Origin of the sequence: Niallia oryzisoli (assembly GCF_043641075.1) — a bacterium.
Lineage (GTDB): Bacteria > Bacillota > Bacilli > Bacillales > Cytobacillaceae > Bacillus_BD > Bacillus_BD oryzisoli_A.
Map to the genome: position 1 here is coordinate 824,172 of NZ_JBHZRC010000001.1, position 17,898 is coordinate 842,069.

Consider the following 17,898-nt stretch of genomic DNA (forward strand, 5'->3'; position numbering starts at 1 on the left):
TCCATACAATAAAAACACCTTAAAGTCTGATGCTTTAACGTGTTTTCATCATTGTCCCAAGATTAAGAATGTCTTTTTTAGAAATGTCATGCATATAGTTTAATGTAATCTTGATCATCAAAGGGGGCTTTCATGATGGGAATCCGTTTAATCCAGATTTCGGCTGTCTATTTTGTTATCGGGGTTGGTTTTGGACTGTATATGTCAATGGCTGATGCTCACGAATTTGTCGGTGTCCATGCCCATGTTAATTTATTAGGCTGGCTGTCCTTAGCAGTCATAGGTACAATCTACAGCGTTTACCCTGAACTTGCGGCCACAAAACTGGCAAAAACTCATTTTTGGCTTCATAATATTGCGCTTCCCGTTATGATGATTGGACTTTATTTCCTTATTCTTGGCCAGGAAGCACTTGTTCCAGTCGTTGCAGCAGGTGGAACTGTCATGGTGCTTGCCATTGTATTGTTTGCATTAAATGTGTTGATAAATGGTAAACAAAGGGCATAATCCTATCATATTCTAATAAAAAAACCACTTTGTAACGTTACAAAGTGGTTTTTACAATGTAATGAACTTAAAAAATATATCGAAGTACCATCATAAAAATAACTCCAGCCATGACCGTCCCTAACAGGCTTTTGGTCAGCAGTGCAACAGCAAAAGCGGGAAGTGCTGCAGCTAATTTTAAGATATTAGCAGATATTGAAAATTGATTATCAGATAATAATAGCTCTTGTGCTAATAGTGCTGCCATTACAGCGACAGGAACATTTTTTAGCCAGCGGATTGCCCATTTGGGTAATTCCATTTGGCTGAGTAACATTAATGGAAGTACCCGCGGAATGAAAGTCACTAACGCGCAGCCAAGAATTAGCACCAGTATGGTCCACCTTATCTCCACTTTTCAATCACCATCCCAACTGTCGAAGCTAAAATAGCTGCAACCATCACACCTGTACTTCCGGAAGAAAAAAAGCTGACAATAATGACAATAATAACAGCACTAATGGCTACCATAATATCCACAAAATATTTTTTTTGACTTAGTATTTGCAGCACTAAAAGGCCAATGAACATTCCAGGTAATGCAAAATCAAGTCCAAAGCTTTCTGGATTTGGAATCCACTTTCCAAAGTATCCACCAGCAATATTTGCAATAATCCAGTTTAAATAAGCCGTAATATTTAAGCCCAGCATCCATTTATAGCTTGCTTGTCTTTTGTTTTGCATATGTGTGATCGAAACCCCGAAGGTCTCGTCTGTTAATAACGCACCAACGGACATATTTTTCCATGGATTCAAATGGCGAAAATAAGGAGCAATCGCTGCACTTAATAATAAATGCCGTAGGTTAATAAAAAAAACCGTAAAAATAATAGCCGAAATAGGATTGCTGGCAGCAATCATCCCAGCTGCAATAAACTGTCCGGAACCAGCATATAGCAGCAGACTCATGAGAGCAATTTCAGCTATACTCATCCCAGCTGTTTTTTCAACTACTCCTGCCGCAAAGCCGATACTTAAGTATCCAAGCAGGGTGGGGACGCAATCCTTAACGCCCATCCAAAAACTCTCTTCGTTGACCGTAACGGCAAGCGGATTCAACTCGAGACCTTTTTCACTCAAATCCATCACTCCTGTTCAATCATAGGATGTCTATTTTTTCATTCAAAGAGATGAATAAACTATGTATTTTTCAGTTTTACATAGTATTCTGACTCTACTATCATATCATAAAGCAAAATATGTTCTCAAAAAGAAAAGCAGTACATTTCTACTGTGAAATCTACTGCCTTTCTTTTTCTATCTAGGTTCAACCCTACACCCATGGTGTTTTAATATCTAAATCCCCTAAAATAATGAGTGCCTGTATGGCCATTAACAGCTGACAGCTAATTAACGGACTGCGAATATCCTGCTGTAGTAATTCTTCTATCTTCCCTACCCGATAGCGCAAACCGCTAATTGATAAGGATAGCTCATCTGCCGTTTTTTCTAGGTTTCCTCCATTTAACAAAAATAAATAGAGGGTTTTAATCAAGTCTACATTTTTTGGACAATCCATTTCAATAGTACCTAATAATGAGCGGGCCATTATTCTTACATTCGCTTCATTATTTTCATTGATTAACGTTCCAACCATCCCAAGCGAGTCGAAATAGGTTAATTGATTGTTTTTGGTAACCATTCTTTGTGCTCCAAGGGCTTCTTTATAAGCCTTAGGAGCTAGTAGTATGGAGCTTGTTTTTTTACTAATCCCCATATGAAAATAGGAACCTGGAAACCTAGAATGTAGAAAATCAATAAACTCACGAAAGAAAGAATATTTTACTTCTTTGTTTGTAAAATAATCACTAACAAATAAATTTATATGATGATCATTTTCATTTATTAATAACTGTAGCTTTTGTTTAGCAAAATAATGGGAAATGGAGGCCATGACTTCCCGGCAAAATCCATGTTCATCATGAAAATCCTTGATATTGAATGTATATCCGAGAATACAGAGATAATAAGGCTTAGCTAAATCATATTGAAACAGACTTGCTTTTGTGACCAGTTCATCCTCTGATGTATACTGACCGCTCAATATTTCTTTTAAAAAATACCCCTTCATTTGTTCAAATGAAGCCAATTTTGTTTTTTCATATAAAAAGCAAAGCGAACAAATAGAAGCAGCCTTTTCAATAATCAGTTTAGATAAATCTTTTAAATTCTGCTGATGATCCCTGAAAATAAAGGAACAATACCCCATTCTTTTCGCTTGTAAAAAAATCGGATGTGTCAACATTATGAAATGCTCATGCTGACTGTTCATGGGCTGAAAGGATTGAGTAATAGGATTTTTAGACATATTTATATTAATATATTGAAAGAGTCCATTCGGGGTAAACCCTTTAGGCAGCTTGTGAAATCCGGCATAGGCAATCGGATGACCATGAACATTATGAATAATCACTGGTATTTTACATAATTGAAAGACTGTTTCAATGATTGTTTCTAGATTGCTTCCGTTTACAACCTCTTCCATTAATTGTTTATGGATATGATTTACGAGGGTTAATTGATCACGTTCTACTAATATCTTTTCATAGGTCAGTTCCAGCTCTTTTACTATCGGTGTCTCTTCAAGAAAATACAGCTCGTCTTGGATTTCATCCCCCCAAAGGGTGTGGCTTTTTCCGACTGCAATACATTCAGTGCCTCCAGAGGCTCGGCAGCAAATTTCTTTAAAGATTACCTTTTCCCCAAAGACTTCTGTAACAAATCCACTTGCATATCCTGAAAGCGTGTAGCAAACTGGAGAGCTACTAGTCCCTACCTGACTCAGATGTTCATCTGCTTCGAAGGAATGCTCCCAAGCGCTGTTCATTTGCAGTGTCATGATACCGTCTTCATTTTTTATTTCTAAATTTAAGGTTTTTGACTCGACATACCCCTTGATTGAGTGCATAACCGGACCAAATTCAATTAGTTCATTCAATGTTTGATAGGATTCTTTTTCTTTACATTCTTTAGCATCGCGGACGCCCATATTCCAGCCATACCGAAACAAAAAACCCTTTGTCCGTTCAATTCCAATATTGCGGATCAGATCTTTTCTTAAAGTTCCAAATGCATGTGCATCAACAATAATAGATCGATTTTGAATATGGAGACTTCGTGTTCTTTCAGAATCTGCTTGATCGATAAAATGTATTGTTGTATGCATTCAATTCCCCTCTTTCTATAAATTCATTTCAATTTGAAGGTCACTTAAAGGGCGGGTCTTACATAATAAAACATATCCTATGCGAGCTTCTTCATCTGATAATGCGCTTTTTGCATATGTGTCCATTTCATACTGACCTGAAATGACTTTAACTTTACAAATTCCACAGCCCCCGCCAAGACAGGCGCAGGGTATTTTCACCATTTGTGCACGTGCTGCTTGTACGAGGTTATGTTCCTTTGAACAAAGAAAAGATTGATTATCAATATTTATTCTAAACATATTCCTTCACTTCCTTTTATATAGTTAAAATAATTAATATTTTTCATCTTTTGTTAACATTTTGTGTCAATGTTCTCACTATTTTGAAATAGCTGCATTTTTTCATTTCAACTTAATGGTAACGCTTTCATATTTCCTTAACAATAACACGAACTGTTTGAAAATTTATCTATATCAAACACAGAGTGTCGGTTAATTATCATGTAGCAAAACAAATAATCCTGTTAGAAGGCTGTTCATTGAATGAATTGATCAAACGAACAGCTTCCTAACAGGGCATTTAGTTCATATGGTTTAGTAAAATTTTGTCACACTCATTTTTAATTTGGCTGCTGCCGACTCCGGATAATCATCAAAACTGATTGCACTAATAACGGAAACACCATCTGCCCCTGCTCTTATCACTTCCCCAGCATTATCTGCTGTTATTCCGCCAATTCCGACAATTGGAATGGTAAAGCCTTGTGCACGTAAGTCCTGAATAATTTTTACACCTTGAACAGCCTTGGCATCATCTTTTGATTTTGTCGGATAGATTGGGCCCACCCCAAAGTAGTCCGCACCCTGTTCAATAGCCAAGTTCGCTTCGCGTATAGTATGAACAGAAACACCAAGAATTTTATCGCCTATTTTCTCCCTTACCAAACTGACCGGTTCATCTTCCTGTCCAATGTGAATACCGTCAGCATTAATGGCCAAGGCTAAATCAATGTCATCATTTACAATAAACGGCACCCTTGCTTGTTGACAGATATGCAGCAGTTCTTCTGCCAAAGCATATTTTTCCGTGCCAACTAATGCCCCCATTCCCTTTTCCCGAAATTGAAAGCAAGTAACACCGCCACGTAGTGCCTCATCTAATACAACGCCAGGTCTTTTCTTCGTATTATTTGATCCCATAATAAAATATAACGAAAGTATATCCTTAAGCCTATCCTGACTTATTCTCTTCATAACCTAATCCCTGCTTTTCTTTTGTATGCCCAATGATTTGTCGGTCCATGTCCGCTTCCAAGCTCCAAATCCTCTTCTATCGCTGCCGTAATAAAGCTTTTTGCAATCGAGACTGCATCATAAACCGATAGACCTTTTGCAAGTGAGGCTGTGATGGCTGCTGAGAACGTACAGCCTGTCCCATGTGTATTTTTTGTCGGAAAACGATGACTCGTAAAAGTATAAGAATCCTTCCCATCAAATAATAGATCAATAGACTTATTTGTATCTTGATCATGTCCGCCCTTAATGATGACATTTTTCACACCAAAACGAATCAATTCTTTAGCAGCTTCTATTTTATCTGCTTCTGTTTGAATGGTGATACCCGTTAATTCCTCGGCTTCCGGGATGTTGGGCGTAATGATGTAGGCATATGGAAGTAAAAACTCCTTCACGGCTATGATGGCTTCCTGCTGCAGCAGCGGAGCACCGCCCTTTGCAATCATGACAGGATCCACAACTACTTTCTTCCAGCCATATTGACGAATCTTTTCCGCGACCGTTTCTATGATTTCTGCTGAAAAAAGCATACCGGTTTTTAAGGCATCAACACCGAGATCCAGAGCAACAGAGTCTATCTGTGACGCTATCATTTCTTTCGGGATGGCCTGGACCCCGTGTACACCTAATGTATTTTGCGCTGTTACTGCTGTGATGGCAGTCATTCCAAATACTTCTAATTCCTGAAACGTCTTTAAATCTGCTTGAATTCCTGCTCCGCCGCCGCTGTCAGAGCCGGCAATCGTTAATGCTTTAAACATGATGGAAACCCCCTTATCGTGAATGAACCACGCCATATAAATCAATTTCAGATGAAGAAACTAGTGAAAGCTGATTTAAGAACTCTATTTGAAAACTACCCGGGCCTTGTTCATCGGTTTTATTTGCGGCAATCTCAGCTGCAACTCCATAAAAAACAAGCGCTGCAGTCGCAGCATCCAGATAATTTGTTTCAACTGCAGCAAAGGCCCCGACAACAGCCGATAACAAACAACCCGTTCCGGTAACTTTCGTTAATATAGGATGACCGTTATGTACGATATATGTCAGATCACCATCGCTGATAATGTCTTCCTTCCCCGTCACTACGACTACTGTACGTAGCCTTTTAGCAGCCTGAGCACAGAGAGAGTAGACATTCCCTTCTCCTATTCCCGCATCAACACCTTTTATTTCCCATTTTTCTCCTATGAGATTCGCAATTTCGGCTGCGTTTCCCCGTACAATGGAAACTTTTACTTCTTTTACTAGCTTTTTAGCAGCCTCGGTCCGATACGCTGTCGCACCAACTCCTACAGGATCTAGGATTACAGGAATACCGCACTCGTTTGCTGATTTTCCAGCAGCAATCATGGCTTCAACGGTTTCTCGGTTCAATGTTCCCATATTTAAGACGACAGCTGCTGCAGCTTTTGCCATTTCTGCTGCCTCTTCAACAGCATCAGCCATCACAGGAGAAGCCCCAAGTGCCAGCAGTCCGTTCGCAGAAAAATTAGCAACAACAATATTTGTAATATTATGGATCAGTGGATTTGTTTCTCTAACTTTCTTTAATAAAGCATGTACTTTTACCTTTTCCATATTTCTCTCCTCCTCTTATTCTTATGTTTGAACATAAAAAAGTCAGACCCATTAATGGACCTGACTTGTTATTGAAAAAGAAAGTAATTGACTTGCTACTTTCCTACGCCGGTATAATCCGGATCAGGTCCAAAGGGTTGAAAAACGATAGGTCTTTCTCTCAGCCAATAACGATGGCACCCCTAGTAGATGTACTAATATTCTAATTAATCATAATACTATATTGAAAAAATGTAAAGAAAGAAAATCAAATTCCCATTTACAGCATGTTAATTAATTGACATAATATTATTATGTTAACTTTAAAAATCTATTCTCTGCTTCCTTCCTCCACTTCCTCTGCAAGCTTAAACAATAGTTCATAGATGGCTTGATAGGCATCCCGAATTGTCCAGTCTTCTCTAAAGCTGCTGTGATCATTTAAAGAGAAATTCAGATCCCAAAGACCATCAGCTGCGCTAAACATTAAGTCAAACGTTACATCTTCTTTCTCGAGGCTGCTTATTAAGTAGGATTTTATTAGTTTTTCTGTTTTCTTCGGTAATTTCAACCCTAACATCACATCATAATTTCCAAAAACACTGTCTGCTTCAAATGAAATAGCATCAACTCCTATTAAGTCAAACCACGGTGATTCCAGGTACATAAATTCTTCTAAATTTTTTTTAAAATAGCTTATCGGGTGGTTTAAAAATGCCGGTGATTCTTCCGCTATTAATTCTTCTGTTTCTTTATTTCCTCTTTCAATATAAACATCATGTTGAAAACGAGAAAAGGTCACCTGCTCAATAAGTGATAGTGATGAATTTATGCCTTCTGGAAGCAATTGATGTCTTTCAATATAATCCTTCTCTTCTTTAAAAACCTCAAGAGCTATACCTTCACCATTGGTCGGCTTACCTTCTTCTATCAGTTTTTCTAAAAATTGCTTCATTTGTTTCCTTAACATAATTATAACCATCCTTTTTATATGTATTGACTAGGTTTTTGTCTCTGTTTATGTCATTCTACCGCTAATAATATTGAAGGTTTTGAATGGAAATTGCAAATACTTTCAAGTGGATAAGCCCAATCTTACAAAAGGAACACACAAAAAAATCGAACTGAAGTAAGTTCAGTTCGATTTTCCACCTATTTGTGATAGTAAATTATCTACCTAAATCGGAAGCAGGAACCCCTGCAATTCCCCAATGAGTCTTAGGCATTTCTGTAACTAAAACACGGATATTTTGTTTCGGAGCACCAAGAGTTTCTGATACAGTATCCGTTACATTACTGATTAATTCAGTAATTTTTTCAGGTGGTCTACCTTCCATGATATTGATTTGAATAAATGGCATAATAATACCCCTTTCCCGAATAAAAAGTTTTTATCGAAAAATTATTCACCCATAGTGAAAGAAACTTCACCAAGGCCGTCAAATTTACCTGAAACAAAATCACCAACATTTAATAATACTGCTCCAGTTAATGCACCAGAAAGGATCAAATCACCCTTTTTGATCTTTTGGCCTTTTCTAGCAAGCATGTTTGCAAGGACAGCAATCGCATTTGCAGGATGTCCTAATACAGCCGCACCTGCGCCCAAGTCTTTAATTTGACCATTAATAGAAAGTGTAGCTCCTACTAAATCAAGGTCTAATTCACTAGGTTTTTTCAATGTATTACCGAAAACTACTCTTGAAGTAGATGCATTATCTGCAATAACATCAGTATGTGTAAAGTTAAAGTTTTCATAACGGCTGTCGATAATTTCAAGTGCAGGCAAAACATATTCTGTTTTCGCTAATACTTGAGCACCAGTGATTCCAGGTCCTTCAATATCTTCACCGATTAGGAAAGCAATCTCAGCTTCAACTTTTGGATGGATTTGGAAAGGAACTACTCCACCGTTATCAACTAACATATAATCAAACACATATCCGTAAATTGGCTCTGAAACGCCCATTTGATCCCACTTTGCTTTACTTGTAAGACCCATTTTAGGTCCGACAATTCTGTGGCCTTGATCTAATTTTGTTTGCACAAGCAATTCCTGAGCTTGGTATGCCTCTTCAACAGTTAAATCAGGCTTAATATTAGCCGTTACTTTAACCACTTCACGTTTTTCAACTTCTGCTGCTACTAAATACTCTGTAATCTGTTTAATGATTTCACTTGCCATAATCTTTTCCTCCCTGTACTATTATCTATTTCGTTCGAATTATTTAAAATTAACGCTAACTTGTCCTAAGTGAGCAAATCTTGCCGTGAATGAATCTCCTGCGTTTGCAACAACCATCCCTGAAAGGGCGCCTGAAAGGATCACTTCACCAGCTTTCAATGAAATATCATAATCAGCTAAGCGATTCGCTAACCACGCTACACATGTTGCAGGATTTCCTAGTGCTGCAGCACCTACACCTGTATTTACCATTTCACCGTTTTGATATAGAACCATACCAAGTAACTCTAGGTCAATATCCTCAAGCTTTGTTGGTTTACCACCTAATACATATAAACCACTTGATGCATTATCAGCTACTGTATCCTGCAATTTAATTTTCCAATCCTGTACACGGCTGTCAACAATCTCCAGCGCAGGAAGTACATAATCAGTTGCTTGAATAACATCAACAGCTGTCACATTTGGCCCTTTTAAATCTTTTTTCAAGACAAACGCAATTTCGCCTTCAATTTTTGGTTGTAGCATGCCTTTTGTATCAACCGTTCCACCATTTTCTACTACCATGCTGTCTAAAAGATGACCATAATCAGGCTCATCAACACCTAACATTTTTTGTACTGCTACAGAAGTTAAGCCAATTTTCTTCCCGACAATTTTTTGGCCTTCGCTTAATTTCTTCTTAATATTTTCTAATTGAATGTAATAAGCCTCGTCTACAGTAATCTCCGGATCTACTACTGTAAGCGGATCAATTCCAACTTTTGTTGCTTCAGCTTGTGCAAGAGAAGCAGCAAATTTTTCAATTTTACTAGTCATTACTTTCATCCTCTCTTATGTAAATTTTTTAAATAACCTAATTAATTGAATGTCTATGAAAATTACGAAAATATTGCACGGTCTTACCTAAATAACCGTGCAATATTTATCTTATATAAATTAAAGTTTTATACAAATATTAGTTAGTTCTGTGTAGAATTCCCAGCTGTGGACACCGCCGACACGGCCAAGTCCACTGTCTTTTGTACCACCGAATGGAGTTCTGAAGTCGCGAACGAACCAGCAGTTGATATAAGATAATCCAGATTCGATTGATTGTGCAACACGGTGTGCACGACGGATATCGTTTGTCCAGATTGTGTTACTTAATCCCACACGGCTATCATTTGCCATTGCAATTACTTCTTCTTCTGTATCGAAAGGAATAACAGTAACAACTGGTCCAAAGATTTCTTCACGAGTACAACGAGCACCATATTCTAATCCAGTAATAATCGTTGGCTCAACGAAATATCCTTTATCTAATCCTTCAGGACGCTTGCCTCCTGTAACGAATGTACCGCCTTCTTCTTCAGCAAGTTTTAAGTAGCTCATTACTTTATCGTAATGTACTTTTGCAACTAATGCACCTTGGTCATATGCCATATCGAATGGGTTACCAACTTTTAATTGTCTTGTTCTTGCTGCTAATTTTTCAACGAATTCATCATAGATGGAACGTTCTACAAAGATATTTTCACCGCAGACACATACTTCCCCTTGGTTTGTAAAGCTTGATCTAATCGTTGTTTCAACAACTTCATCAATATTAACATCAGCGAAAATGACGTTAGGGTTTTTACCGCCTAATTCGAAAGAAAGCTTTTTCAATGTTTTAGAAGCTTCTTCCATGATCTTAGCACCTGTTGAAACTTGTCCGATAAAACCAATACCTGCGATATCAGGGTGTTTGTTGATTGCACTTCCAGCACCTTGTCCAAAACCATGAACCATGTTTACAACTCCGTCTGGAACACCTGCTTCTTTAAGAATTTCCATTAATTTTGTTGCAGTCATTGGCGTTAATTCAGAAGGCTTAATAACAACTGTACATCCTGCTGCTAATGCTGGAGCCAATTTCCAAGTTAATAAGAACAATGGAAGATTCCATGGCTGGATTAATCCAACTACTCCAATTGGACGGCGGAAACCGTAGTTAATTGCACCGTGAACTTCATCTTGGAATGCTTCTGTTCCTACAGAAATCATATAGTCAGCAAAGAAATGGAAGTTTGCTGCTGCACGTGGAGCATCAACGTGACGTGAGAATTTAAGGTGTTTACCAGTATCTAATGATTCTAATTGTGCGATTTCTTCTTGTCTTGCTTCTAAAATATCGCCAACCTTACGGATAATCTTTGAGCGTTCTTGTGTACTCATTTTACCCCATGGTCCTTCTTCAAAAGCACGTTTAGCAGCTGCAACCGCTAAATCAATATCCGCTGCACTTCCTTCAGCAACTGTAGCATATACTTCCTCTGTTACAGGGTTTACGTTATTAAATGTTTTTCCATCTACAGACGGTACAAATTGACCATCAATAAAGTGTAAACAATCAAATGCTTTTACGATAGGTTCAACAATAGTATTTTTAGCTTCTACTGCCATTATATATATCCCCCTTGATTATAAATCATATTGGTTTGTTTTTCTACAGTAATGATAACGCTCTCGTGTTTCATATACAACTCCGTAGTTGCTCTATACGCAACAACTGAAATAATTTGATAAATTTTTTCATCTATTCACTTCTTTTAGATTTTTATGAAAGAAAAAGTCTGGTTTACGAAAGAATTCGAGGCCCATCTCTTTTATTTATGATATTTTTCTGATATATTGTTTCATATATAGCAACTGCGTTTATTTATATGAAATTATTATAAAGGAGAAGTTACTATGCCGCAAACAAATGAAGGGGAAAATTATCTTTCCTCTGTAAAAAACGCTTTACGAATCTTAAATAGCTTTACAATGGATGAACCAGAAAAGAAAATCGGCGAAATATCTGCTTCTCTTGGATTAAACAAAAGTACGGTAAGCAGGACAATGGCAACGCTGGCAAGTGAAGGGTTTGTTTTTAAGGATCCCAAAACGAAAACCTATCGTTTAGGTTTTTCCATATTAACGTTAAGCGGAGTCATTAACAGCAACATGGATATCTACCGAGAATCACAGCCTGTTCTTAATAAGCTGGTTGAAACAATTGGTGAAACTGCGCATATATCCGTTTTTGATAATTTGGAAGTGATCTATATTCAAAAAGTCGAATGTAATCATCCTGTTCGATACTTAACCCATGTCGGCAAAAGAAATCCTCCGTATTGCACCAGCTCAGGAAAAGTATTCATGGCTTTCTCTAGCGATGCTGTCGTCGATGCCATTATCGGAAATGGATTAACAAAATATACGAAATATACGATTACAAACCCTGATGAATTAAGGGCGCATTTGAAAGAAATAAGAGAACAAGGCTTCGCCTACAGTTACGAGGAATTTTCGGAAGGAGTGGTAACAATTGCGGCTCCAATATTTGATTATACTGGAAAAGTAATTGCCTCCCTATCTATTGTGGGACCAAAACAGAGGATTAATCAACAAAAGGTTCCATCGTTTTCAAAAAAAATCATTAGTGCAAGTTTAGAAATTTCGCGGAATATGGGCTACTCAAAATAACATGACTAAATAGAAAGGACACTTAGATTCTAAATCTAAGTGTCCTTTCTATTTAATCACGTATACCAAGAGCAATTTTAGCGTAGCGAGACATCTTTTCCTTCCCCCACGGTGGATTCCATACAATATCAATCTGTATATCCGTTAATTCCTTCATATTCATCGATAATTTCATTTTTGCATCAGCCATAATTTGACCTGCCATTGGACACCCCATTGATGTCATGGTCATTTTAATAAAAGCTTTATTTTCTTCGTTTACCTCGACCCCATATACAAGCCCTAAATTAACAATATCAACACCGAGCTCCGGGTCTACTACCTCTTCAAGGACTTCATATATTCGATCCACTAATTCCTTACTCATGAACCTCACCTCTTTTAATAATGAATAAAATTATTCAAAACAAAAATAATTGATAACCTTTCTCAGTAATAATGTATCATAAAGCTTATGCAGGGACTGTGATTCCTATCATATCTCTAATGGTTTTCTCCATTAAAGCGACACGATTAAATACCATCATAGTCCTTGTGTCTTTTTGCAAAACAGGAATCACATATTGGATATCGATGGTCCCAAGGTAATGTCTTGCCGCATTGACGGCATTTTTTTTGCATATTTTTTACTTCAGTTTTCAGTTTTTCATGAACTAATAAACTGATTTCTTCACGTATTCTTTCCCAATAAACAGCATCCGTACGCTTGTTTAAGCGGTATAAAAATAATAGATGAAGTCCAATGGCTTTATAGGAAAGTTCCAGCTCCTCCAGTGTTCGTTTTTTAATTCGCGGCTCAGGTAATTCGTATCCTCCAACAATGGCTTCAACATTCTTCTCCCACTGCTTGATCAATTCAGGCTCCCGCGTTGAAAATGGCAAATGCAATAATCCATATAGATCAGTCAGTGCCAAACGTGCCTCCAATTCCGTACCTCTGATACGTTCATATAGCTCCCTTTCCTCTGAAAGCGATGCTTTTTTTGTTCCCTTTGGACTCTTAAACTTATCCCACAGTTCAAAAAAAGTTCCGAGATCACGATAATACCTTTGGAATCGCTCGAAAACACTGTTTGTTGGAGCAATGGCAAAGGTGTGTATCGGTTCATCCTCTTGAATAAGAAGTTGACTCATTTTTTTGCGATCATCAATAAATGCCACTTTTCCAATATTATAAAGACCTTTTCGTCCAGCACGCCCGGCAATCTGCTTTACTTCCTGTGATGTAAGAAACCTTCTTGAAATCCCGTCAAACTTACTATTTTCTAAAAAGACAATTCGTCGAATCGGTAAATTCAACCCCATACCAATTGCATCTGTTGAGACAACAATGCTTGTCTCACCATTGATAAATCGTTCAACCTGTTTTTTACGAGTTTCCGGCGGCATGCTGCCATATATCATACTGACGGAATGGCCATCATTTTGGAGACGTGATGCTGTTTCAAGAACTCTTTTTCTAGAAAAACAGATTAACGCATCACCTTTTTTTACATGTTTGATTTTAAATTCCTTTTCTTCTACCTGTAATGGAATATCCCGTTGGTATTCAACAAGTTCAATGGTAGAATCCCCCAACAGCTGAATAAGCATGTCTTTTGCATTCTTGCTTGCAATAATATGAACTTCGTTTGCCTGAACCTTTGTGATGGCCTTATACCAAGAAAAACCACGATCTTTATCAGAAATCATTTGCGATTCATCAATCACTACAACGTCATAAAAGTCCTTTTCATGGAACATCTCAACCGTACTTGATACATGTCTGGCATCCGGTATCACTTTTTCTTCTTCACCCGTCTTTAGTGTGCAAGGGGTGCCCTTTGTATTTAAAAAGTCATATACTTCAAGTGCTAACAATCGAAGCGGCGCCAAATACATGCCGCTTTCCGCATTCATCATCCGCTGAAGAGCATGAAAGGTTTTTCCTGTATTTGTTTCACCAATATGTAATACATAATGAACATTTCTACTAGACGGAGGATTGTACTCAAATTCAAAGATTTCTTGTAAAATTCTCGCTTCCTCCGCTTTTTTCCGGTCTCTTTCTGCCTGCTCTTCTGCTTTCCTTTTCTCTCTTAATTGAATATCCTCAAAGAAAATCTTTTCATGCAGTTCTTCATCAAAAGGAATCTCTGATAATTTAACTAAATCCGCGATATATTCATCAGCAATATATGTTAAGTATTCTCCGCTTAAATCATAAAGTAGATCATGGAATAATTCGGAAAGAACATCCTGTATAAGTGCTTCTTCATAACCGGAATAGGCCTTAGGTGAGAGCAGTTGTTTTACTTTATTCAGAACAGTGTCTGCTAAAAATTCCTGAATCCTAATGTCGTATACATGGTAAAAGGTTTCATACTCATAATCAGAGCTATATGAATAATTAACTTTTTGAATCGTTCCTGTGACTTCTTCAAAAAAATCTTTGGCAAATGAATAGTCCTCTACCAAAAAAAAGCCTTGCGGGATTAACCGTTCTTCAATATCATGCGGGTTTAGCTTTTGGTATCTTGTCCTTGTTGCAATGTCAGCTTTAAGACGGTCTGCCACAAATTTTCTCGTGTATAAATAAAATAGATGGTGATTTTTTCTTATGATCGAATAGACTTCGTTTTCTATTGCCTGGATCACCTGCTGTTTTTTCTGATGAAGTACTTCCTCCTCTTTCCTTTTTTGATAATCCATTCTTGCTTTTTCATACATACTTGTCCATTGTGCATCAGCATTTGAGAATGTCTCATAGAGCCACTCCTCAGTCGAAAATGGATCATACTCCTTTATTTCATTGCGAAATAATTTATTAATGGTTTTACGGTCAACGCCATCTACTTCAAAGCCACGGGACCGTAAATATTGTTTTTTTTCCTCGCGTGGAGTTTTGTTAGATGCAACATTTATCCATACATTTATCCAAATTTGTTCAACATAATGCTTACGATCATGGACATAGTCCGCAAAGGAAGGCATTATTTCTTTGTCTTGTAAGTAGGAAATAATATCATCACGAATTTTTTGCTTTGTATGTTCTACCGCGTCTGGATAAATGGAAGCTATTTTCTTCAATTTCATTCCCACCTTCAGATTCAATACTTTGTCTTAATCCAATTAGAGCAAATGTTCGATTTTAATCACCCAAAGTATACTATTATTATTGATCTTATTCCATTGAATCTTTCATCATCACGTAAAAAAGCAGGATAGATGGACTATCCTGCTTTTATTTAATCTATATCGATTTCGAGCATAATAGGACAATGATCGCTCCCTAAAATATCACAATGAATATGGGCATCCTTTAATTTATCTTTAAGTCGATCCGATACGAGAAAATAGTCAATTCTCCAGCCAATATTCCGCTCACGTACTTTGCTCATATAGCTCCACCAACTATAAACATCTGTACGATCAGGATAAAAATAACGGAAACTATCGATAAAGCCCGCTTCCAACAAATTGGTCATTTTGTTTCGCTCTTCAAAGGTAAACCCCGAATTCCCAATATTGGGCTTTGGATTTTTCAAATCAATTTCATGATGTGCTACATTTAAATCGCCGCAGAAAATAACCGGTTTTTGATTATTAAGCATGATTAAATGCTCTTTCATAGCATCTTCCCAAACTAAACGATAGTCTAGCCTTGTTAAGTCTCGTTTTGAATTTGGCGTATACACATTTACTACAAAATAATCGTCAAACTCCAGTGTAATCACTCGGCCTTCGGTATCTTCCTCAGGTAGCTCAATTCCATACGTTACAGCTAAGGGTTTCTTTTTTGAAAAAATAGCTGTACCGGAATAGCCTTTTCGTTCGGCATAATTCCAAAACTGATGATAGTCTCCGAGCTCAAGAGTTAGTTGCCCCTCTTGTAATTTCGTTTCCTGAATACAAAAAACATCTGCGTCAACATTTGTAAAATAATCTAAAAAACCTTTACGGACACATGCTCTAATTCCATTTACATTCCAAGATACTAATTTCATTCCATTTCCCCTTGATGTTTTCTAATAAAAGTATAGTCATTTTAAAATCGGCACTTAATAGCCATTGTCCTGCCGCTGATGATTAATTTCATTTTTTCGAACGTAAGCCTGTTCGATTTCCTCCGTGCTGAACCCAAGCATTCTTCCTAAGTCCAAATAAGCAGAAAATGCCTCAACATAGTGAAATACCGCCTTTGTTGATTTCATGGTAATAATCTTCTCTGTCACATGAATAAAGGCAGAAACTAAACTCTTTTCTTCTTCTTGCTGCTTAAAATCATTTGTATAGAGCTCAAGCAGGCGGTCTACTTCATATTCATTGTGATTGGCAATACTTAAAAAGAAATGTAATGAATCAACATATTCCTCTAATAACACGTGATTCTCGCTTGGCCCTTTTGTACTCCAATGTTTAAAGCAGCGCGTCTCATTTGCTAATTCACTAATTTCCACTAGCAAGGCCAGGATGATATTTTCCTCTAAATCTAGGTCTTCGAGTTTATGCTCATTAACGATTCTATCATCCAGAACCCTTTGCATTTGACATAGCCTTTTCAAATTCATCTCGTTTTTCATCCTCTTACCCTGTCATTATATTCTAGTTAACATAATAAAATTATATTCAAGTTACATTACCAATTGTTAACTAACACAATTTTACCAATCGCTTGGTTTGAATCTAAATATTGGTGGGCAGCGGCAACTTCATCGAAGGTAAATCGTTTTTGGTCGATTAACGGACGCAGCCTTCCTTCTTCAATAATTTCTGTAATTTTCTTTAAAAAGTCACCATTTTGCTTTCGGTGTTCTTCGTTTAATATATGCAAAAGCATGAAAACAACATGGAAAGATAAACCCTTTGAATGAAGCGGAGTTAAATCATGTGTGGACCTGGCAGCAATCGCAACCACTGTTCCATGCAAAGCGGCAGCAGCAAAGGAACGATCTAAGTTATCCCCTCCTACTGTATCAAATATATAATCAAAGCCTTTGCCATTCGTATACTTGTTTACATAGTCCTCGACTGAGGTTTGTTTATAATTTATTGCTGCATCAGCTCCAAGCTCTTTCGCTATCTGGAGCTTTTGTGGACTAGAAGCAGTTGTATATACTTTTGCTCCTGCCCACTTCGCTAATTGAATGGCTATATTTCCAACACCGCCTGTTGCTCCATGAATTAATATTTCATCTCCAGCAGATAATTTAGCACGGTCAAATAAGGCTTCCCATGCAGTTATGGCAACAAGCGGAATCGCTGCCGCTTCCTCCATTGTCAAATTCTTTGGTTTATGGGCTAGTAACCTAGCATCTGCAAGCATATATTCAGCAAGTGCACCGCCTGTCCCCTTGAACCCTCCGGCACAGCTGTATACCTCATCACCAGGTTTAAATTCCGAAACTCCTTCACCGACTTCCACTACAACTCCCGCTACATCTCCATGCAGAATGGCAGGAAAAGCCGGAGATACTGCCGGAACGAACCCGCTCCGTATTTTTGTATCTATCGGGTTGACACTTGAAGCCTTCACTTCAATTAAAACATGTCCCGGGATTACTGTTGGAACCGGCACTTCCTCAATTTGAAACACCGAAGGATCTCCAAATGAATGAATCACTTGTGCTTTCAATTAAATCACTCCCTGCTATTGCTATGTAAAAATAAAAGTTACATTGTATTTATTGTA

General features: G+C 37.6%; 19 protein-coding genes and 1 riboswitch. Of the genes, 2 read left to right on the forward strand and 17 right to left on the reverse strand.

What is annotated here, in order from left to right; all coding sequences use genetic code 11:
- The first annotated feature begins 135 nt into the window (after window positions 1-135).
- A complete protein-coding gene (locus tag ACHUFV_RS04230) occupies window positions 136-507 on the forward strand; it encodes a cytochrome-c oxidase (RefSeq protein WP_394232354.1) in 372 nt (123 codons plus the stop codon).
- Window positions 508-574: 67 nt separating this feature from the next.
- On the opposite strand, the gene ACHUFV_RS04235 is transcribed toward ACHUFV_RS04230, so the two are convergent.
- The 12 genes from ACHUFV_RS04235 to ACHUFV_RS04290 form a co-directional block, all read right to left on the reverse strand.
- Complete coding sequence (locus ACHUFV_RS04235; RefSeq protein ID WP_394232355.1) at window positions 575-901, reverse strand: AzlD domain-containing protein; 327 nt, start codon at window positions 899-901, stop codon at window positions 575-577.
- Window positions 892-1,563 (reverse strand): AzlC family ABC transporter permease, encoded by a 672-nt coding sequence (locus ACHUFV_RS04240; RefSeq protein ID WP_394233376.1) that lies wholly within the window; start codon window positions 1,561-1,563, stop codon window positions 892-894. The genes ACHUFV_RS04235 and ACHUFV_RS04240 overlap by 10 nt, the downstream gene beginning before the upstream one ends.
- A 256-nt stretch (window positions 1,564-1,819) precedes the next feature.
- The gene (locus tag ACHUFV_RS04245) at window positions 1,820-3,712 is read right to left on the reverse strand and encodes a XylR N-terminal domain-containing protein (RefSeq protein ID WP_394232356.1); all 1,893 of its coding nucleotides are present in this window, start codon (window positions 3,710-3,712) and stop codon (window positions 1,820-1,822) included.
- A gap of 15 nt (window positions 3,713-3,727) precedes the next feature.
- Window positions 3,728-3,994 carry a 2Fe-2S iron-sulfur cluster-binding protein gene (locus ACHUFV_RS04250; RefSeq protein WP_394232357.1) on the reverse strand — a complete coding sequence of 89 codons (267 nt, stop codon included), beginning with the start codon at window positions 3,992-3,994 and terminating at the stop codon, window positions 3,728-3,730.
- A gap of 294 nt (window positions 3,995-4,288) precedes the next feature.
- Complete coding sequence (gene thiE / locus ACHUFV_RS04255) at window positions 4,289-4,948, reverse strand: thiamine phosphate synthase (RefSeq protein ID WP_394232358.1); 660 nt, start codon at window positions 4,946-4,948, stop codon at window positions 4,289-4,291.
- Entirely contained in the window at window positions 4,945-5,751 is an 807-nt protein-coding gene (gene thiD, locus ACHUFV_RS04260) for a bifunctional hydroxymethylpyrimidine kinase/phosphomethylpyrimidine kinase (RefSeq protein ID WP_394232359.1), read from the reverse strand. Before thiD ends, thiE begins: the two co-directional genes overlap by 4 nt.
- 13 nt (window positions 5,752-5,764) lie before the next feature.
- Complete coding sequence (thiM, locus tag ACHUFV_RS04265) at window positions 5,765-6,571, reverse strand: hydroxyethylthiazole kinase (RefSeq protein ID WP_394232360.1); 807 nt, start codon at window positions 6,569-6,571, stop codon at window positions 5,765-5,767.
- Window positions 6,572-6,654: 83 nt separating this feature from the next.
- A riboswitch (TPP riboswitch) is annotated at window positions 6,655-6,765 on the reverse strand.
- A gap of 116 nt (window positions 6,766-6,881) precedes the next feature.
- Window positions 6,882-7,505: a branched-chain amino acid aminotransferase gene (locus tag ACHUFV_RS04270; protein ID WP_394232361.1), complete on the reverse strand. Its 624-nt coding sequence runs from the start codon at window positions 7,503-7,505 to the stop codon at window positions 6,882-6,884.
- 214 nt (window positions 7,506-7,719) lie between these two features.
- On the reverse strand, window positions 7,720-7,911 hold the full coding sequence (locus tag ACHUFV_RS04275) for a 4-oxalocrotonate tautomerase (protein ID WP_338452224.1): 192 nt from the start codon (window positions 7,909-7,911) through the stop codon (window positions 7,720-7,722).
- 41 nt (window positions 7,912-7,952) lie between these two features.
- On the reverse strand, window positions 7,953-8,735 hold the full coding sequence (locus ACHUFV_RS04280) for a 2-keto-4-pentenoate hydratase (RefSeq protein WP_394232362.1): 783 nt from the start codon (window positions 8,733-8,735) through the stop codon (window positions 7,953-7,955).
- A 39-nt stretch (window positions 8,736-8,774) separates the two neighbouring features.
- Window positions 8,775-9,554, reverse strand: coding sequence for a 2-keto-4-pentenoate hydratase (locus tag ACHUFV_RS04285; RefSeq protein ID WP_394232363.1), 780 nt, complete (start codon window positions 9,552-9,554; stop codon window positions 8,775-8,777).
- A 120-nt stretch (window positions 9,555-9,674) separates the two neighbouring features.
- A complete protein-coding gene (locus ACHUFV_RS04290; RefSeq protein WP_394232364.1) occupies window positions 9,675-11,162 on the reverse strand; it encodes an aldehyde dehydrogenase in 1,488 nt (495 codons plus the stop codon).
- Window positions 11,163-11,450: 288 nt separating this feature from the next.
- On the opposite strand from ACHUFV_RS04290, the gene ACHUFV_RS04295 reads away from it, so the two are divergent.
- A complete protein-coding gene (locus tag ACHUFV_RS04295; RefSeq protein ID WP_394232365.1) occupies window positions 11,451-12,227 on the forward strand; it encodes an IclR family transcriptional regulator in 777 nt (258 codons plus the stop codon).
- A 52-nt stretch (window positions 12,228-12,279) separates the two neighbouring features.
- On the opposite strand, the gene ACHUFV_RS04300 is transcribed toward ACHUFV_RS04295, so the two are convergent.
- The 5 genes from ACHUFV_RS04300 to ACHUFV_RS04320 form a co-directional block, all read right to left on the reverse strand.
- Window positions 12,280-12,594 (reverse strand): metal-sulfur cluster assembly factor, encoded by a 315-nt coding sequence (locus tag ACHUFV_RS04300; RefSeq protein ID WP_394232366.1) that lies wholly within the window; start codon window positions 12,592-12,594, stop codon window positions 12,280-12,282.
- Between the two features lie 146 nt (window positions 12,595-12,740).
- The gene (locus tag ACHUFV_RS04305) at window positions 12,741-15,296 is read right to left on the reverse strand and encodes a helicase-related protein (RefSeq protein WP_394232367.1); all 2,556 of its coding nucleotides are present in this window, start codon (window positions 15,294-15,296) and stop codon (window positions 12,741-12,743) included.
- Between the two features lie 158 nt (window positions 15,297-15,454).
- Window positions 15,455-16,213, reverse strand: coding sequence for an exodeoxyribonuclease III (locus ACHUFV_RS04310; protein ID WP_394232368.1), 759 nt, complete (start codon window positions 16,211-16,213; stop codon window positions 15,455-15,457).
- A 54-nt stretch (window positions 16,214-16,267) separates the two neighbouring features.
- Window positions 16,268-16,777: a dUTP diphosphatase gene (locus ACHUFV_RS04315; protein WP_394232369.1), complete on the reverse strand. Its 510-nt coding sequence runs from the start codon at window positions 16,775-16,777 to the stop codon at window positions 16,268-16,270.
- Between the two features lie 68 nt (window positions 16,778-16,845).
- Complete coding sequence (locus tag ACHUFV_RS04320) at window positions 16,846-17,841, reverse strand: zinc-dependent alcohol dehydrogenase family protein (protein WP_394232370.1); 996 nt, start codon at window positions 17,839-17,841, stop codon at window positions 16,846-16,848.
- Between the last annotated feature and the right edge of the window lie 57 nt (window positions 17,842-17,898).

Coding starts and splice junctions, on each gene's coding strand:
- ACHUFV_RS04245 (WP_394232356.1), bottom strand. CDS start 3,712: ATGCATACAACAATACATTTTATCGATCAAGCAGATTCTGAAAGAACA.
- ACHUFV_RS04240 (WP_394233376.1), bottom strand. CDS start 1,563: ATGGGCGTTAAGGATTGCGTCCCCACCCTGCTTGGATACTTAAGTATC.
- ACHUFV_RS04280 (WP_394232362.1), bottom strand. CDS start 8,735: ATGGCAAGTGAAATCATTAAACAGATTACAGAGTATTTAGTAGCAGCA.
- ACHUFV_RS04285 (WP_394232363.1), bottom strand. CDS start 9,554: ATGACTAGTAAAATTGAAAAATTTGCTGCTTCTCTTGCACAAGCTGAA.
- ACHUFV_RS04290 (WP_394232364.1), bottom strand. CDS start 11,162: ATGGCAGTAGAAGCTAAAAATACTATTGTTGAACCTATCGTAAAAGCA.
- ACHUFV_RS04295 (WP_394232365.1), top strand. CDS start 11,451: ATGCCGCAAACAAATGAAGGGGAAAATTATCTTTCCTCTGTAAAAAAC.
- thiE (WP_394232358.1), bottom strand. CDS start 4,948: ATGAAGAGAATAAGTCAGGATAGGCTTAAGGATATACTTTCGTTATAT.
- thiM (WP_394232360.1), bottom strand. CDS start 6,571: ATGGAAAAGGTAAAAGTACATGCTTTATTAAAGAAAGTTAGAGAAACA.
- ACHUFV_RS04270 (WP_394232361.1), bottom strand. CDS start 7,505: ATGAAGCAATTTTTAGAAAAACTGATAGAAGAAGGTAAGCCGACCAAT.
- ACHUFV_RS04300 (WP_394232366.1), bottom strand. CDS start 12,594: ATGAGTAAGGAATTAGTGGATCGAATATATGAAGTCCTTGAAGAGGTA.
- ACHUFV_RS04275 (WP_338452224.1), bottom strand. CDS start 7,911: ATGCCATTTATTCAAATCAATATCATGGAAGGTAGACCACCTGAAAAA.
- ACHUFV_RS04230 (WP_394232354.1), top strand. CDS start 136: ATGGGAATCCGTTTAATCCAGATTTCGGCTGTCTATTTTGTTATCGGG.
- ACHUFV_RS04315 (WP_394232369.1), bottom strand. CDS start 16,777: ATGAATTTGAAAAGGCTATGTCAAATGCAAAGGGTTCTGGATGATAGA.
- ACHUFV_RS04310 (WP_394232368.1), bottom strand. CDS start 16,213: ATGAAATTAGTATCTTGGAATGTAAATGGAATTAGAGCATGTGTCCGT.
- thiD (WP_394232359.1), bottom strand. CDS start 5,751: ATGTTTAAAGCATTAACGATTGCCGGCTCTGACAGCGGCGGCGGAGCA.
- ACHUFV_RS04250 (WP_394232357.1), bottom strand. CDS start 3,994: ATGTTTAGAATAAATATTGATAATCAATCTTTTCTTTGTTCAAAGGAA.